Source organism: Priestia sp. P5 (assembly GCF_029522155.1).
Taxonomy (GTDB): Bacteria; Bacillota; Bacilli; order Bacillales; family Bacillaceae_H; genus Priestia; species Priestia megaterium_E.
Window position 1 is genome coordinate 162,075 of record NZ_JAKWFJ010000003.1, and the last position, 18,027, is coordinate 180,101.

An 18,027-nucleotide genomic window follows, 5' to 3' on the forward strand; every position below is an offset into this window, starting at 1 on the left:
GACGACAGTAACCTTTAAATTTCTGTATTTTCTTAATTTTCTTTTTAACAATAGTTCTTTACGCTCGTTTTTCTTCATCCAAATTTTACAAAGTCCTAACAACTAAAAAAAGGCAGCATACCTAAGTATGCTGCCTTTTGATTAAATATGAGAACGTAAATACGCATCGATAAACGGATCTAGATCTCCATCCATTACGCTTTGCGTGTTTCCGACTTCCGTATTTGTGCGGTGATCTTTTACTAATGAATACGGATGGAATACGTACGAACGAATTTGACTTCCCCATCCAATATCTTTTTGTTCTCCGCGAATTTCAGCTAGCTGTTCTTGCTGCTTTTCAATTTCTAATTGATACAACTTAGATTTTAACATCTTCATTGCTTGCTCACGGTTTTTAATTTGTGAACGTTCCGTCTGACAAGATACGACTACATTAGTTGGGAGGTGAGTAATACGAACAGCTGAATCTGTTGTATTGATATGCTGACCTCCGGCACCGCTTGCACGATACGTATCAACCTTCAAATCTTCCGTACGAATATCAATTGAAATTTCATCGTTAAATTCCGGCATTATGTCGCACGATACGAATGACGTATGGCGACGGCCTGATGAATCAAACGGAGAAATACGAACGAGACGATGAACGCCTTTTTCAGCTTTTAAATACCCGTACGCATTATGACCTTTAATTAAAAGCGTTACACTTTTAATACCAGCTTCATCTCCAGGTAAGTAATCAAGCGTTTCTACTTTGAAACCTTTTTTCTCCGCCCAGCGCGTATACATACGTAGTAACATTGAACCCCAATCCTGTGATTCTGTTCCACCAGCACCTGGGTGCAGTTCTAAAATGGCATTATTTTTATCATAAGGCTCGCTTAAAAGCAGCTGTAATTCAAAGTCATTCATGCCTGATATAAGCTCTTTTAATTCACTAACTAGTTCTTCTGCTAAATCTTCATCGTATTCTTCTTTTACAAGTTCATAAGACACTTGTAAATTTTCATATGTTTCATCCAAGTGGTTAAATTGATTTACTGCATCTTTCAAACCATTGGCTTCATTAATAACAGTCTGAGCTGCCTGCTGGTCATTCCAAAAATTTGGATCAGCCATAGTCTCATCTAATTCATCGATACGAGCTTGTTTTGTATCGAGGTCAAAGAGACCCCCTAAAGTCCGCTAATCGCTTAGCTGTTTTGTCAAGTTCTTGCTTAATTTCTACTAAATCCATGAGTTGAACACCTCTATTTTATTTTTGACGCACAGGAAGGAAATGAGAAGACTCATTTCCTTCCTGTACTAGTTCATTCTATACTAATTGACTCTTACTTTATGATTCTTTACCGCAGCAGTTTTTATACTTTTTGCCACTTCCGCAGATACAAGGATCATTTCGGCCAACTTCTATCGCATTTACTTTTGGCTTCTTCTTAGCCGGCGCGTCTCCTTCTTTTGGATGAACAGCCGCCTGACCTTGCGCTACTTCTTGACGCTCAAGGTTGTTGTTAATTTCTGCTTTCATGATATACTTCGTCACTTCTTCTTCAATGGTTGCAATCATATTTTCAAACATCGCAAAACCTTCCATTTGATATTCGCGAAGAGGATCTGTTTGGCCGTACGCACGAAGGTGGATACCTTGGCGAAGCTGATCCATCGTATCAATATGATCCATCCATTTAGAATCAACTGCTCTAAGAACAACAACTTTTTCAAATTCACGCATTTGTTCCTCAGGGAGCTGCTCTTCTTTTTCATTATAACGAGCTTTTGCATGATCTACCAGCAGTTCTACCATTTCTTCAGGCTCTTTACGGCGAAGATCTTCTTCTGTAACTTCGCCTTCCTCAAGAACATTAGCATTTACGTAATCAATAATCGCTTGTAAATTCCATTCTTCTTCTAATTCTTCACGCGGTGTGTTTACTTCAACCACACGCTGTAGCGTTGATTCAATCATACGTTCTACAATCGCACGCAGATTGTCTGAATCAAGCACTTCAAAGCGCTGTTTGTAAATAACTTCACGCTGTTGACGAAGCACGTCATCATATTGAAGCAATTGTTTACGCGCATCAAAGTTATTACCTTCAACACGTTTTTGAGCGGATTCAACAGCTCTTGTTACAATTTTACTTTGAATTGGCTGTGAGTCATCCATACCAAGACGATCCATCATTGCCATCATATTATCTGAACCAAATCGGCGCATTAATTCATCTTCCATGGATAGATAGAATTGAGATACCCCTGGATCCCCTTGACGTCCGGCACGTCCGCGGAGCTGATTATCAATACGGCGTGATTCATGACGCTCTGTACCAATTACAGCAAGACCGCCAGCTTCAACGACACCTTCACCTAGTTTAATATCCGTACCACGACCGGCCATATTTGTTGCGATTGTTACCGCACCTTTGTGACCCGCATTCTCGATAATATCCGCTTCACGCTCATGCTGTTTTGCATTTAACACGTGATGGCGAATGCCTTTTTTCTTTAATAACGCTGATAAAACTTCAGATGTTTCGATCGCAACTGTACCAACAAGAACAGGCTGTCCTTTTGCGTGGCGCTCGGCAATATCTTCTACTACCGCATTAAACTTGCCTTCCATTGACTTATAAATTAAATCTGCTTTATCATCACGTGAAATTGGCTTGTTTGTCGGAATAACAACAACGTGCATATTGTAAATATTACGGAATTCTTCTTCTTCCGTTTTAGCTGTACCCGTCATACCTGATAATTTTTCATACATACGGAAGTAGTTTTGGAATGTGATCGTAGCTAACGTCATGCTTTCATTTTGAATCTCAACATTCTCTTTAGCTTCGATAGCTTGATGCAAGCCGTCGCTAAAACGTCTTCCTTTCATTAAACGACCAGTAAATTGGTCAACGATTACCACTTGATCTTCATCAATTACATAATCCACATCATTTTGCATCGTTACATGTGCTTTGAGCGCTTGATTGATGTGATGGTTTAGCGCTACGTGTGAAATATCAAATAAGTTTTCAATGCCAAATGCGCGCTCTGCTTTTGACATACCTTCTTCGGTTAGCTGAACGCTTTTTGTTTTGATATCAAAAGTAAAATCGGTTTCTTTATCAAGCGTGCGAACGAATGCATTAGCTTGAATATAAAGAGCAGTCGATTTCTGCGCGCTGCCCGATATAATAAGCGGCGTACGTGCTTCATCAATTAAGATAGAGTCAACTTCATCAATTACAGCAAAATGAAGCGGACGTTGAACCATTTGTTCTTTGTAAAGCACCATGTTATCACGTAAATAGTCAAATCCTAGTTCATTATTTGTACTATACGTAATATCCGCGGCATATGCTTCTTGTTTTTCTTCACGCGTTAAATGGTTTAAGTTTAATCCTACTTTCAAGCCTAGGAATTCATATAAACGACCCATTTCACTAGCGTCACGGCTTGCTAAGTATTCATTGACTGTTACTACATGTACACCTTTTCCTGTAATAGCATTTAAGTATACAGGCATAGTAGCTGTCAACGTTTTACCTTCACCCGTTTTCATTTCCGAGATATTCCCTTCATGCAGAGAAATACCTCCCATTAGCTGAACTTTGTACGGATACATGCCTAACACACGTTTCGCCGCTTCACGTACAACCGCAAAAGCTTCATCTAATAGGTTATCGAGCGATTCGCCATTTTGGTAGCGTTGTTGAAATTCAGCTGTTTTTTCACGAAGCTGATCGTCAGTTAAAGACGCTATTTCAGGACCTAACGCATCAATTTGGTCTGCCATTTTTTCTAAACGGCCGATTTGGCGTTGATTGCCGTCAAACACTTTTTTAAATAATCCAAGCATATTAAAACGCTCCTCTATTTATAATCAGTACATTTTATACTATTTTCATTCATATCTGTATCTTTCATTATAAAACATTCTGAGTAAAATTGTAACATTGCAGCTAAACAAGTAGCAACTTGTACCCTTTTTCGTCTGTCTCTTTGCGAGTACTACTCTATTAACGAGTTATTTTCTATTGTGATTCCCCCTTCCTCACTCTTACAATAGAAAAGGGGAATGTAGAATAAACGTTCAATCAATTACAAAAGAACAAGCTTGGGAATTCCGACATACCGTCATGTGGCCTGATAAAGATTTCAGTTATATTCAGCTGAAAGATGATCCATCAGGCATTCACTATGGACTGTTTGAAGAAGGAGAGTTAAAATCAGTTGTTTCCTTATTTATAACAGGTGATGAAGCTCAATTTCGAAAATTTGCTACTCTCAAGGAAGAACAAGGAAAAGGATATGGCAGTCGTCTATTAGAGGAAGTTTTTCTCAAAGCCAAGAACCTTGGGGTACGAAAGATCTGGTGTAACGCACGAGAAAATAAAGTCTCTTTTTATCAGGCGTTCAACATGAAAAAAACGGCGCGTGTATTCACCAAATCTTCTACGTGCTATGTAGTCATGGAACTATTTTTTTAAGCAGCTAAAAAGCAGCGTGCGGAGGCACGCTGCTTTTTCTTTACTTCTCTTGTTTAAGAGAGCCTATAGTCTTAGTTTGGTTCAATCAATCCATATCGTCCATCTTTTCTTCGGTACACAACGTTCGTAATATTTGTTTCAGCATTTGTAAATACAAAGAAACTATGTCCTAACATATTCATTTGCAAAATAGCCTCTTCGCTATCCATTGGTTTTAAATTAAATCGTTTTGTACGAACTAGCTCTAATTCATCTTCTTCAGTTGCAACAGCTACGTTCGCTTCGCTTTCTAATGCTGCGAACAGATACTTCTCAGCGCCTTTTTCACGCATTTTTCGATTTACTTTTGTTTTATGTTTACGAATTTGACGCTCTAATTTATCTAGGACAAGATCGACAGCTGCGTATAAATCACTGTGTGTCTCTTCAGCTCTCAATACGAGATCATTCATTGGGATTGTGACTTCTATTTTTTGATCGTTATTGTAGACTTTTAAGTTTACATTTACGTCAGCAGTTGGTGTTTCGTCGAAATAACGCTCTAACTTACCAAGCTTTTTCTCTACGTATTCCCTAATTGCTGGAGTCACCTCAATGTTTTCACCGCGAATGTTATACATCATGTTCGAACTCCTCCTTTAATCCATTGCTATACCTCTACATTTCTACAATACCCGACACAATCCCTTCCTAAACTATTAAAATTTTTAGAAAATTTAGTGAAAATTTTTGGAACCTGAGAAAAGTTTATGAAAAAACCAAAAAAATAGACCTTCTTCATAAGAAGAAGGGTTGTATTTTTTTACACAAAATTAATTTTTTTTATCGTAAAACATCCCGTCAAACGTTTTTGTTTCGTAAGGGTTTACATAGCTGTTATTATGCTTTTTTTTCGCTTTTAACAAACGGAGATCTACCATAATTTGATGCCGAATTAAGATCAGCTTTTGATCAATTTCCTTATTCATTTCGACAATTTTCTTACCCATCGATTCATTATCCCTACTTTTTGGCGGCAGTTTCTCTATGAGGTCACTTCTTTTTAATAGAAGATACTCTAACTTTTGAATACCTTCTTCTCGATTTTTGTCAGAAAATGTTTGAATAAGCCGATAAATCTCATCCGTTAGCTGATATAGGTCGTTAATCATATTTATGCTTGACCGCCGCTTCCATGGACTTGCTGGCGGTGAAGCTGCACAACTTGCTTCCATGTATCGCGAAATTCTGTTACATATTGTTCGGCTTCATCCAAGCTTGCTGTGTCATTTTTTGTATTTGCTTCAATTAAACACTGGTTAATATAGTCATACATAGTCATCATAGACTTAGCAACTTGCACGTTTGTATCAAGGGTAATCATTAATTCTTGAATAATATTTTGTGCTTTTAACAGATTCGTATTTTTCAGCTCAATATTTTTTTCCTGTATGCCTGTTCGTGCAAGCTTAATAAATTTTAAACATCCGTTATACAGCATAAGCGTTAACTCTCCTGGGGAAGCAGTCTGAACAGCTCCTTGCTGATACGCTTGATACGGATTATTTGCTGCCATAAACGTTCACTCCTTCTTAACTAAAATATTGCGATAACTGCGCGCTTTGAGCATTTGCATTTTGAATGGCTTTTTCCATTGCTGTAAACTGACGATAATACCGGTCCTCTACCTGTGTGAGCCTGCTTTCAAAACTAGTGATTTGGCTGTTTACGCTTTTTAAATTCCGCCCCAGCAAAAATTGTTCACTTGTCCATGTTGAACGGCCAGCGCGCTGCTCAACTTTGGATACGGTTTGAGTAATCGTATCTCGTAAACGTCGTACAATCCCTTTTTCACTTGTTGTACTTCCACTTTTCATAAATAAGTCCATGACAGACTGCGGATCTTTTTCAATTGCTTCTTTTAATTTAGTCCCGTCACCTTCTATTACTAGCTTGCCTCGATCGCTATAGTTTGCACTAGTTGAAATACCGATGTCGGTTAGCTGCGAAAATGCTCCGCTCACTCCTGATACAGAGGCATACCAGTTAGAACGCATTTGGTTTAGACCGCTTGATAAAATTGAGTCTCCTTTTAACAAACCGCTTTTCGCCTTATCATCCCACTGCTCAGCTTGTTTATCCGTTAGTTTTTCTCTTTCTTCATCAGTCAAAGGCTGATAGTTCCGGTCTCTTTCTTCCGTAATCTTTCCGTTAATCTTTTCAATTAGTTCATTGTATTTGGTCACAAAATCTTTAATTGTATCAAATACTTTCTGCGTATCATTGCTTACGTTAACGCGCACATCTCCTGTAAAATTGTTTTGGAGAGTATAGGTAACGCCTCCCGTTGTAAATGTATTGGACTTACGAGTTGTTTCTAGACCGTTTAGCGTAAATTTTGCATCTGTTCCGCCGGTTTCTTTTTGAGTATTTAATTTTAAGAAACTTGTTAAAAACTCTCCTGAGAACACCATCTTTTGACCGCCTGCACCACCGGTTTTTGACAAATCTCCTGTGTCTTTGCGAGTAAAGACAACTTTATCTGTTCCTTCATCGTAAAAGGCTGAAATACCTACTTTTGAATTACTAAGTTGGGTCAAAACAGTATTTAATGACGCTGAACCATCAAATTCAAATGACATACTGCCGTCTTCCTTATCTCCTGTTGCTTTTCCATTGCTGTCATACGTTGTAATAGAAAACTGGAGGACATTTTGCTTATACGTAAATCCTTGAACAGTGCTACCGTTTGCTAACGTGGAACCGAATGTCATTTCGCCCGTATTCATATTAACGAATACATCATTCTCTCCTATTAAAGTAGGATCGCCTGTAGTTTTTATATTAAATTCTTGAGAAGATTCCCCATTTTTCACTTGAATAGAAGAAGGCAGGCTTCCCTCAAAAATGGCTCCTTTGGATAACTTGGCAGTCTTTGTATCAGCACTTATTGTAATATCAGGTTGCTTGACCTCTTTTCCACTCCACGCACTGCCAAGCAAGGTTTTTTGCTCCCATAAACTTTTAGTAGGGTCAATAGTGCCTTCTGAAATTTTCCCACTACTGATATTTTGCGCAGCAGTCGCCATTGTCACGTTTGAAAGAGTATAAGAGGCATTTGCTGCTGAGGAAGTAGCTGCTGCTTTTACTTTCGTTTCATCTGCTGAAGATACTGTTTTAGACGAATAAGAAGACTGCAAGGTCATATTAAAAGCAAGATTATTAAATTCTGATAACAGCAAATTCATAGAGCGATAATCATCTCGCTGCCACTCTAACGTTTGCTTTTGTTTTTTCATTTTATCAATAGGCATACGTTCAGCCTTCATTAAATCACTGACGATTTGATCAATATCCATTCCGCTTGCTAACCCACTTACTCTTACCACTTACCATCACCACCGTTTTTTTATTCATCTATTCATCAACTGTTAGCCATAAAATATGAGTACATTTTTTCGAATTTCCTTATTCGTTCATAGGTTCAACACTTCTCTATTTTGTATCGGTAAAACAAACATTTTTTTCATAGGTCAAATGGTGTAAGATAGAAAAAGCTCACTTATTTTTCTACAATAAGTGAGCTTTTTATTATTGGCCAAACAAGTTCAATTTCTGGGATAAATTCCTTTGAATATCCTTAGGAATAAGGTATGGTGCTAGATTTATAATATCTCGTAACGAATCAATGGTTACAGAGGCAGATAAATTTATATATTCATCCGTTGTATCTGCTTGCTCAAACGAAATGGAATCTGGCAAATTATTGAGCAGAGTAATTTCATTCATTTCTTTATCGACCGTGACATCAGAAGCCTTATTAATATTTAAGCGATCCCATACAAGAGACATCGGAATCGGCATTCTTCCTAGATGCACGCTATTCACCTTTAAAACAAGCTTTCCATTTTCGGCATTTGGTGTTACGTCAACTACAAACTGTGATTCCATAAAAGATACTACATGTTTATTAATATAAAATTTTATATGTTCTGGAAGCAACTCGGCTTCTGCTCCGTCAACCGTTTCATCATTTTCGTAAAGGTAGCTGCGCAAATAATCATTAACATCGCTCTCGCTTAATCGGTACCCTAAAATAGGAGAGCCTCCGTTCAGTTCTAGCGACGTCGCATGAGCGGACTTTTCTTGTGCCAGTGAAGATAATGAAGCAGTCTGATCAAGTTTTTCAATATTTCTGACTGGACTAATGAAAAAATACAACCCAACTAAAAGGATAATAAATAGAAAAATAACAGCTATAAATTTTCTCAAACACACGCACCCTCTCAAACATTCTTATTGGAATATAATACCGATTTCTCTTTTATCATACAAGATAAATAAGATGTATGTCGAAAACTTGTATAAAATGTACGTATATACCCGACATCCCAAATGGTGAATAAGTCTATAGTGAATAAAACGAGTCTTTTCCGACTCAAAATGCGTCAATTTTAGTAACTTAAAGTCGATTTTTATAGGAATTTGATAATTGGCATACTTCTTGCTTATTATAAAGGTAAGGGGAGGAATTTCTATTTATATTTTCAGAATTTACTTTATTTTCTAATAGTCTTTCGATAATTTTAAAGGAGTGAATACGATGGGAAACAAAACAGAATCACACGGAAAGTTAAAGCAACGTCACGTTTCCATGATTTCCATTGCAGGTATTATCGGAGCCGGCTTGTTTGTAGGAAGCGGATCCGTTATTAACGCAACAGGCCCAGCAGCAGTAGTTTCATATGCAGCAGCCGGACTGCTAGTCGTTCTATTGATGCGTATGCTCGGTGAAATGGCTATGGTAAACCCAGATAAAGGCTCATTTGCAACATATGCTCAGCAAGGAATTGGCGCGTGGGCAGGTTATGCTGTTGGATGGCTTTACTGGTTTTTCTGGCTAATTGTCATTGCGATTGAAGCCACTGCAGGAGGAGCAATTGTTCATGAATGGCTCCCTTCCGTACCAATTTGGCTTTTAAGCTTAATTTTAACCTTTGCATTAACTTTAACAAACTTGTTCTCTGTCAAATCATTTGGAGAATTTGAATATTGGTTTGCTATGATTAAAATTGTGGCAATCGTTGCCTTTATGGGAATCGGTTTAGCTATTATTTTCGGATTGATCCCAGGTACATCTTCACCTGGTCTAGCTAATTTAACGGGCCACGGAGGCTTTATGCCAAAAGGTACGAACTCTATCTTTTTAGGAGTTATTACCGTTATTTTCTCTTATTTTGGAGCTGAAATTGCGGCTATTGCAGCTAGTGAATCAGAAAATCCAGCAAAAGCTATCACAACTGCTATTCGCAGTGTCGTATGGCGAATTTTAATTTTCTATATTGGTTCAGTTGCTATTTTAGTAACTCTTTTACCTTGGAACTCAGCTGATTTACTAAAAAGTCCATATGTAACAATGTTAGAAATGGTCAATATTCCAGCAGCTGCACAAATTATGAATTTAGTCGTATTAGTATCCGTTTTGTCTTGCTTGAACTCTGCTTTGTATACGAACTCACGAATGATTTTATCATTAGCTCAAAAAGGACAAGCTCCTCGCGCTTTAGCAAAAGTAAGCAAATCAGGCGTGCCGGCAAGAGCCGTATGGATTAGCACAGCTGCTGCATATGTATGTGCTATCTTTAGCTTCGTTTCGCCGGATAAACTCTTTTTATTCTTAGTTAATGCATCAGGAGCCATTGCTCTTATTGTGTACTTAGCTATCGCTATTTCTCATTTACGCCTGCGCAAGAAAATGAATCGAGCAAACCAGCCAATTAAAGGGATGAAAATGTGGTTGTTCCCGTATTTAACATACGTAACAATTGCTGTTATTACCGTAATCTTCTTATCAATGGCATTTATCGATTCGATGCGCTCACAGTTTTTCTTAACTCTTGGATTAACCGCTGTGGTTCTTCTTTCATACTCGTTCATCAAAAAAACAAACAACAAGCGACCTGACGATCAATTTTCCGAGTCAGAAAATATTGCAAAATAAAAAAGCCGCATCTGCGGCTTTTTTATTTTGCTTTTGATTATTTCTCAACCGATATGTCACGATGAAGATTTCGAAGCGGCTGAGGAGGGCAAATACGTCGCGTCGTGTAAGAAACGATAAAAATAGTTAACAACCCGCCTACCATCGCAAATGTACGAAACGGAAACATGACCACTCCGTCTTCAATCATCGGGTACGGAAGCAGTGCCTTTAAATGAAGCAATGGTTCTCCTCCACCAATTCGCAGAACAAGAGACACAATGAACCCAGCCAAAGATCCGTACCAGTTAGCTCCTTTAAAGAATAAAGCACAAACCAACTGCGGAAAAAGTATGCAATACACTAGGTCCCCTGATAAATACCATAAAGAGTAAACACTCTCAGAGTTTAAAGCAATTAGAGTTGCTCCGGTTCCAATAATAATGATTGAACGTTTAATAACTTTATCTAACTGCGCCTGTGTCGCATTTGGTTTTACAATCGGACGATACACGTTCCAGGCTGCCATTCCCGAAGCTGAAAGTAACGAAGCTGCTACTGCAGCCATGACGGCAGCAGCTAGTCCTCCAAGCGCAATCGCTCCTACTAAATCAGGCGTTAAGTATTTAAATACATACGTTAAAATCATGGACGCGCTCTCAGGGCTTGACGCTCCAAATGAAGACCAGTCTGCACTATAACCTATCATTCCTATTAAAGCTGGAGGCAATGCCGCTAGCGCGCAAAAGATGCCGGCTGTAATAGATAGCCACATTGCTGCTTTTTCATTTTTAGCAGATAACACGCGCTGAAAATAAATTTGCCATGGAATACCACCAAAAATAAGTAAGAATGTGCTATCCCACCATTGCCAATATGTATTTCCCCATTTCGGATCTTCCCAGCCTTTTAATGGAGGAAATAAATGAAGAGAACCAGTCATGCCTTCTGAATAAGTAGAAAAAACAGCTCCCACTCCTCCCGTATTCGAAAATGCAAAGGGAAGCACCAGAAATAGTCCTAAAAACATAATAGAAAGCTGTAAGATATCGGTATGTGCTACTGCCCACAAGCCGCCAATCACGGTGTATGCAATGGCAATAAGTGCGGAAAGAATGATGGAAATTGAAAAACTGAGGCCTAAAATCACACCGAATGTTGTTCCTAAAGCAGTTAAGATAGCTGCGCTCCAAAACAGCTCTCCCAGTATAGCTGGAAAATAAAGAACCGTAGCCATTTTCTTACCGAAACGAGATTCTAAAGGGTCGAGCATTGTCATAAACTCAAACCTTCTCATCTTTCTAGCAAAAAAGATACCGCCTAAAATCAAGCTGATTGAATAACACCATGGCGCTTGAGTCCATGTCAGCCCTGAGGAATAAACGGTTTCGGCCGTTCCAGCAATATACCCTCCACCTACCCAAGTGGCGGTCATTGTGAACATTGAAATCCATAGCGGCATAGATCTTCCTGCAACAAGCATATCATCTGATTTTCCTTTTTTACTTGCAGCGGCTCGAGCACCAATAAAATAAATAACACCATACATAATGAACATTAAAATGAGGCCTGGCCAATAGAGATCTGGATTATAGAGAGAATAGATAAATGCGACAACCATAAAGATGGAAAATCCTATAATAGTTGTCCATAAGGGGGTTAGTAGACGGTTGTTCCTCTTTGATTTCCCTGAAAAGTCAGAAGTCTCATTCGACTTTTCAGGCCTGGCTTGTTGTGTGTCTGAACGAAATGGCTTTTTAGCATTTTGCATCGTCTCACATCCTTTAAATTGATAAAGAAATCTAAAGACATAATTGTCCTCTATTCCTTTTTCCTACCAGCATACAATTAAACCTAAAAATAGATTTTTTAGAATAAAATATAAATAGTTGGATTATAAATACCAATGCGAAGGGGAGAAATTACGTTTATATAATTATATTAAAATAATTTAAATTGACCTTTTTTAATATTTTGCTAAGAAATCATAATTATTTTCATCTTCCATCTAAACTCCTTTCTTAATTTCCACATTCAAAATCCTTTGTTTTTCAAGGTTTGTATGCAAGCAGATATAGTACTATGGTTAATATATCTGAATGTTTAGGATATTGTCAAAAAAGTTTGAGTGTTTTCATATAAAAAAAGAATAATATTCTCATAGCACATACACAAAAAAACCTTTGGTATCAAGGGACATAGCAATCAGTGATTTTTTATCACTTTTTATTAAATTTTTTCTTAATATCCGAATGATTAGTCTCTTACAGAGAAGATACTCTAATGAATTCAGAACATTTAGAGTTTTAGGATTTGACTAAATTAAATAACCGATGCTATAATTCGAATTGTTAAGAACGTTAAATATAAATTTAACAAATTCTATTATTTGGAGGTCGATGCTATTGGAACAAACACTTACGCTTGAAAAAATGCACATAAACGGCGAATGGGTTGAAGCACGCAGCGGCGAGAAAAGAGAGATTATAAATCCTTTTAATCAAGAGGTTATCGCTGTTGTTACAGAAGGAAATCGTGCTGATACTGTAGAAGCTATTGAAGCAGCTAGAAAAGCTTTTGATGCAGGTGAATGGTCTAAATTTACAGCGGCCCAAAGAGGTTCTTTACTATTTAAAGTAGCGGAAGAAATTCGTAATGATCGAGAAGAACTCGCTAAACTCGAAACCTTAAATACTGGAAAAACCCTCGTTGAAAGCCTAGCAGACATGGATGGGATTGCTGATGTCTTTCAATACTATGCTGGATTAGCAGATAAAGATGGTGGACAGATGATTGAGTCACCTAATCCCGATTCTGTTAGCCGCGTTGTCCGCGAACCTGTAGGTGTATGCAGCCAAATTACTCCTTGGAATTACCCTTTATTGCAAGCCTCTTGGAAATTGGCTCCGGCACTTGCTGCTGGGAATACAATTGTTATTAAACCAAGCGAAATCACCCCTTTAACAACTATTCATATGATGAAAATTTTTGAAAGAGTTGGCTTTCCAGCAGGCGTCATTAACATTGTACTCGGCCCGGGTGCGACTGTTGGACAAGAAATGGCAGAAAGTCACTTAGTAGATTTAGTTTCCTTTACAGGTGGCGGTGTATCTGGACGTAAAGTCATGCAGGCTGCCGCAGGCAACTTTAAAAAAATTGCTCTTGAACTCGGTGGAAAAAATCCGAATATCGTCTTTGCTGACGCTGACTTTGACACTGCGGTTGACTATGCATTAAATGCGGTCTTCTTTCATGCCGGCCAAGTTTGTTCAGCTGGTGCGAGATTACTCGTTCAAGATGATATTCACGATAAATTTGTTTCAGCAGTTATTGAACAAGCAAAAAAAATTAAGCTAGGAGATGGCATGGATGAAGCCACTCAAATGGGACCTGTTATCTCAAAAGAGCACCTAGCTAAAGTAGAGCATTACATTGAGCTTGGCAAACAAGAAGGTGCTTCCCTTATTTTAGGCGGCAAGCGTCCAACTCAAGAGTCTTTACAAAAAGGTTTATTCATTGAACCAACTATTTTTACAGACTGTCATGGAGATATGAAAGTTGTCCAAGAAGAGTCATTTGGTCCAATTATGACCATTGAGCGCTTCAGCACCGAAGAAGAAGCGGTGGCACTTGCTAACGATACAATCTATGGATTAGCTGGAGCCGTTTGGACAAGTGATATGAATCGAGCTGAACGTGTAGTAAAAGCACTCCGTATGGGAACAACTTGGATTAACGATTATCATCCCTACTTCCCGCAGGCTCCTTGGGGAGGATATAAGCAATCTGGGATTGGAAGAGAGCTTAGCCACATTGGGCTAGAAGAATATACGGAAATTAAACATATTTATACGAATACAAATCCACAGCCAATGCGCTGGTTTCAATAAAATTCAAGGGGGAATGTAAAGATGTTTATGCGATTTGAAAGAATGGAACGTTTAAAAAGTTTTGAGATGCCAACGGTTGTAAAACATGGAATTGGTGCTGTTAAGCATACTGGAGAAGAAGTAAAAAACCTAGGTGTATCTAAGGTTTTACTAGTAACAGATCCTGGTGTAAAAAAAGTAGGCTTAGCAGACCCTGTAATCGCTAGTTTAAAAGAAGCGGACGTAGACGTTGTTTTATTTGACCAAGTAGAAGCCAACCCTTCTATTCACGTAGTAGCAGACGGCACAAAAATGTACAAAGAAAATGGATGCAACGGACTAGTAGCTGTTGGAGGCGGAAGCTCAATGGATACGGCAAAAGCTATTGGTGTAGAAGTAGCTCATAATGCTCCCGTCTTAGATTATGAAGCAGCTGAAGGAAAAAAACCTTTAACAAAACGTATTCCTCCTTTAACAACCATTCCTACAACTGCGGGTACAGGAAGTGAAGTCACACAATGGGCTGTCATTACAGATCCTGTTCGTGAGTTTAAGTTTAATACAGGTGGACCTTTAATTGCTGCTCACTTAACAATTATTGATCCAGAACTGCACGTATCTATGCCTTCACATATTACGGCCGGTACAGGAATTGACGCATTAGCTCATGCAATTGAATGTTATACATGTCACTTTGCACAACCAATGACAGACTCTGTTGCTTTATTGGCTATTGAGTACGTTGGAAAATACTTACGACGTGCAGTTGCAAATGGACAGGACATCGAAGCACGCTATGGAATGGCGCATGCGGCTATGCTTGCTGGCCTTTCATATGGAAGTGAATCTGCAGGAGCAGCTCACGCGATGGCACAAACATTAGGAGGCATTTATCCAATTGCCCATGGCCCTTGCGTAGCAGCTATGCTAGGTCCTGTAATGGAATATAACTGGATGGGCGAGCCTGAAAAATTTGCGCGTATAGCTCAAGCTTTAGGAGTTAATACACATGAATTAACGCTTGAAGAAGCAGCTCAAGCAGCTGTTCGTGAAGTATATCAACTAGTTAAAGATGTACAAATCCCTTCTTTAGAAGAACAAGGTGTTCCAAAAGAAGCCGTTTCTCGCTTAGCTCAAGAAGCATTTAATGATCCACAAACAGTTGGTAACCCTCGTGATTTAACGGTAAAAAGTTACGAATGGATTTATAACCGCTGTTTTGAAGCTACACCGTTAACCGTGTAAAAATAATAAAAAGGCTGTTGATTTTTCAACAGCCTTTTTTATTTACTCTTTCGCTAATTCTTCATTTAAAATATCAATGATTCTTCGGTCGTCAAAAACTTTCACTACTTTTTTCAAGAAATAATAATACTGTTTTGACTCTTTAATCTGCGTTAAATTACGCTTTGCTTTTACTGTGATCCCCTCAGGTACATTCTCATCGTTTAAAAGAATCTGCAGCTTGTTTTCCGCTTCTTCGATTGCCTCTAAATTAACTGAAATTTCTCTTTGCCACTTCTTACAGAAAAATGAAAAAAAGGACTTTGAAAAATCTTTTTCTGCTTCATATAAGTCTTTTCGAACACCTTTTTTCCACACTTTGTGAACCATATCAATATTTTGCAGTGAACGAATGGATGTACTCATCGTTGGTTTACTCATACCCAATTCTTCACTCATTTGATCTAATGTAACAGGCTCATCCATAAAATAAAGCATACCATACAGCCTTCCTACTGAAGGTGTGACCCCATATAAATCCATCGTATCAGCTAAAGCGCTGACAACCACATCTTCCGCTTCTTTTAATAAATCATGATACTCTTGAACATCACTCATTTACTCTCCTCCTCTTTTGTTAAATTTATTTGAATTATACTTAATAAATTTAATGATACACGATAAAAAGGAAAAAAACAGAAATTCAGTTCAATTTTTTTGATAAAAAAGAAGCCTTTCTCTTGAAGAGAAAGGCTTAAGACATAGTGGGGAATACTATATGTTTATCTTTCCCGATTTAGATATTATTTATACCGTATATTTTTGATTATTTTCAAACTGATCGTTTTATTTCTTTTTTGGTAATTGTTTCAGCATATCAATAGCATGCAGTGTAATTTGAGAAGCACTTTTATTTTCGTTACGTATTTCTTCATAAATCTCTTGTCTATGAATATCTACAGACTTTGGAGCTTGAATTCCTAACTTTACTTGATCACCATTAACTGCAAGGACGGTCACTTCAATTTCATCACCTATTTTGATTGTTTCATTTAACTTTCGTGTTAAAACAAGCATGGACTCACTCCTTATCTATTCCTCTTACTCAAATAATCTGTGCTTCGTTTCATAAGCTGTATTCATTAAAATCACTTGTTTAGCAAGCTGTTGCTTTGTATTAATAATAACAGGAGCCTGCAAATTAGCCGTTATCTTTTCCACAGAATCTGACATCGTAAGCATTACGTAAACAGCTGCATCTTCCGTTTGTTGTAATTGAAGCTTTTCAATTTCCTGAGGTTCTAGTTGAAAATCATAATCTAAAAAAAACTGAAATGGATCCGTGATAATAAAAGCGAGTTCTTTGGTTTGAATAGACTGCAGAACTTGGAAAGCTTCGGCTTCCGGAAGTGGTAAAATAACAAATTCAGTTTCATCCAAAAAACCTGGAATCCCTTGATTGAATGTCAGTGTTTGCTGATTATCTATTTCTATATCTCCATGATAGCTTGTTGAAATTTTCATCTCATCACACCTTTGCTAATTGATTTTTTCTTGTTATCTTTTTTCATTGTAAAAAAGCTCCTTCTGTTTAGAAGGAACTTTTTAACGCAAGAAATCTAGCAGCGTAGGCTGAATAATTTGAGCCCCTACTCCCAAAGCAGCACGATGCGCGCTTTCTTGTACGGTTAAATCCGTAATGACTTTTTCAATATCTGCATCTTCATTATTTGAAAGCATCTTAGTAGCTGTAATTTCCTGTGAATCAAGGCGGTTTTCGATCAGCTCAAGCCGATTGCTTCTTGCTCCCAATTCAGATCGCTCCGCTAATAGCGTAGACAGCTGCGTGTCTACCTGTGTAGAAAGATCTTTTAGTGAGTTTACATCATTTTGCTCAAAAGCTGTTTGAACATTGTTCATTAAGTCGAATGCACCTTGTCCGAAAATGTTTTCAGGGTGAATATTGACTCTCAGCTGGATACCTTTTGAGACTTCAACTGAAAAAGGATCCAGGTTAATATTCGATTCTATCATACCGCTTGCATTCTCACTTATAGGCGCTGCTCCTACATTTACACCGTTAAAGATATAGTTTCCTGCCACCTGCGTATTGCCTACTTGCATATAATCCAGCTTTAACTGTTCAATTTCACGTGCAATTGCTTGGCGGTCATCACTTTCATTCGTACCGTTTAACCCCTGCACAACCAGCTCTTTGGTGCGCTGAAGAATAGAGTTGACTTGTTCAAGTCCAGATTCTGAACTATCAAACCAAGACTGAGCTTCTGTTAAATTACGTTTATATTGATTTACTTCAGAAAGATTAGAACGATAAGCCATTCCTTTAGTAGCCACTACCGGATCATCTGAAGGACGAGTAATTTTCTTCCCCGTTGATAATTGGTTTTGAAGTGTTTCCAGCTTATTATAGCTATTGCTAATCTGTTTTAACGAATTAGCCGCTAACATTCCTTGTGTGACACGCATC

General features: G+C 38.1%; 16 protein-coding genes. 4 read left to right on the top strand and 12 right to left on the bottom strand.

Annotated features, from left to right (window positions below; all coding sequences use genetic code 11):
• Positions 1-141: 141 nt before the first annotated feature.
• Both prfB and secA read right to left on the bottom strand, forming a co-directional pair.
• Positions 142-1,240 (bottom strand): peptide chain release factor 2 gene (gene prfB, locus MMB69_RS22405; protein WP_115655064.1). Its coding sequence is split into 2 segments (ribosomal slippage): positions 142-1,176 and positions 1,178-1,240, totalling 1,098 coding nucleotides; the frame shifts between segments, so codons are not numbered across the junction.
• Positions 1,241-1,339: 99 nt separating this feature from the next.
• On the bottom strand, positions 1,340-3,856 hold the full coding sequence (gene secA, locus MMB69_RS22410) for a preprotein translocase subunit SecA (protein WP_013059748.1): 2,517 nt from the start codon (positions 3,854-3,856) through the stop codon (positions 1,340-1,342).
• 226 nt (positions 3,857-4,082) lie between these two features.
• On the opposite strand from secA, the gene MMB69_RS22415 reads away from it, so the two are divergent.
• Positions 4,083-4,487 carry a GNAT family N-acetyltransferase gene (locus MMB69_RS22415; protein WP_221785934.1) on the top strand — a complete coding sequence of 135 codons (405 nt, stop codon included), beginning with the start codon at positions 4,083-4,085 and terminating at the stop codon, positions 4,485-4,487.
• A gap of 71 nt (positions 4,488-4,558) precedes the next feature.
• Here the strand turns inward: MMB69_RS22415 and hpf are convergent, their stop codons facing one another.
• The 5 genes from hpf to MMB69_RS22440 form a co-directional block, all read right to left on the bottom strand.
• Complete coding sequence (hpf, locus tag MMB69_RS22420) at positions 4,559-5,110, bottom strand: ribosome hibernation-promoting factor, HPF/YfiA family (protein WP_013059750.1); 552 nt, start codon at positions 5,108-5,110, stop codon at positions 4,559-4,561.
• A gap of 189 nt (positions 5,111-5,299) precedes the next feature.
• Positions 5,300-5,638, bottom strand: a complete 339-nt coding sequence (fliT, locus tag MMB69_RS22425) for a flagellar protein FliT (RefSeq protein WP_221785845.1) — start codon at positions 5,636-5,638, stop codon at positions 5,300-5,302.
• A 2-nt stretch (positions 5,639-5,640) separates the two neighbouring features.
• Positions 5,641-6,042, bottom strand: coding sequence for a flagellar export chaperone FliS (fliS, locus tag MMB69_RS22430; protein ID WP_216888984.1), 402 nt, complete (start codon positions 6,040-6,042; stop codon positions 5,641-5,643).
• A gap of 16 nt (positions 6,043-6,058) precedes the next feature.
• Positions 6,059-7,855, bottom strand: a complete 1,797-nt coding sequence (gene fliD, locus MMB69_RS22435; protein ID WP_221785846.1) for a flagellar filament capping protein FliD — start codon at positions 7,853-7,855, stop codon at positions 6,059-6,061.
• A 202-nt stretch (positions 7,856-8,057) separates the two neighbouring features.
• A complete protein-coding gene (locus MMB69_RS22440) occupies positions 8,058-8,738 on the bottom strand; it encodes a YpmS family protein (protein WP_221785847.1) in 681 nt (226 codons plus the stop codon).
• A gap of 331 nt (positions 8,739-9,069) precedes the next feature.
• Between MMB69_RS22440 and MMB69_RS22445 the strand changes: the two genes are divergently transcribed.
• Complete coding sequence (locus tag MMB69_RS22445; protein WP_013059755.1) at positions 9,070-10,467, top strand: amino acid permease; 1,398 nt, start codon at positions 9,070-9,072, stop codon at positions 10,465-10,467.
• A 37-nt stretch (positions 10,468-10,504) separates the two neighbouring features.
• Here MMB69_RS22445 and MMB69_RS22450 read toward each other — a convergent pair whose 3' ends face one another.
• A complete protein-coding gene (locus MMB69_RS22450) occupies positions 10,505-12,217 on the bottom strand; it encodes a high affinity choline transporter 1 (RefSeq protein WP_221785848.1) in 1,713 nt (570 codons plus the stop codon).
• Positions 12,218-12,845: 628 nt separating this feature from the next.
• Here MMB69_RS22450 and betB point away from each other — a divergent pair.
• Positions 12,846-14,336 carry a betaine-aldehyde dehydrogenase gene (gene betB / locus MMB69_RS22455; protein ID WP_176526477.1) on the top strand — a complete coding sequence of 497 codons (1,491 nt, stop codon included), beginning with the start codon at positions 12,846-12,848 and terminating at the stop codon, positions 14,334-14,336.
• A 21-nt stretch (positions 14,337-14,357) separates the two neighbouring features.
• Entirely contained in the window at positions 14,358-15,560 is a 1,203-nt protein-coding gene (locus MMB69_RS22460; RefSeq protein ID WP_057239926.1) for an iron-containing alcohol dehydrogenase, read from the top strand.
• Between the two features lie 42 nt (positions 15,561-15,602).
• Here the strand turns inward: MMB69_RS22460 and cudC are convergent, their stop codons facing one another.
• The 4 genes from cudC to flgL form a co-directional block, all read right to left on the bottom strand.
• A complete protein-coding gene (gene cudC, locus MMB69_RS22465) occupies positions 15,603-16,157 on the bottom strand; it encodes a choline uptake/conversion transcriptional regulator CudC (protein WP_277448470.1) in 555 nt (184 codons plus the stop codon).
• 228 nt (positions 16,158-16,385) lie between these two features.
• Positions 16,386-16,616: a carbon storage regulator CsrA gene (gene csrA, locus MMB69_RS22470; protein WP_013085431.1), complete on the bottom strand. Its 231-nt coding sequence runs from the start codon at positions 16,614-16,616 to the stop codon at positions 16,386-16,388.
• Between the two features lie 24 nt (positions 16,617-16,640).
• A complete protein-coding gene (fliW, locus tag MMB69_RS22475; protein ID WP_221785850.1) occupies positions 16,641-17,063 on the bottom strand; it encodes a flagellar assembly protein FliW in 423 nt (140 codons plus the stop codon).
• An 81-nt stretch (positions 17,064-17,144) separates the two neighbouring features.
• Positions 17,145-18,026, bottom strand: a complete 882-nt coding sequence (gene flgL, locus MMB69_RS22480; protein ID WP_221785851.1) for a flagellar hook-associated protein FlgL — start codon at positions 18,024-18,026, stop codon at positions 17,145-17,147.
• Between the last annotated feature and the right edge of the window lies 1 nt (position 18,027).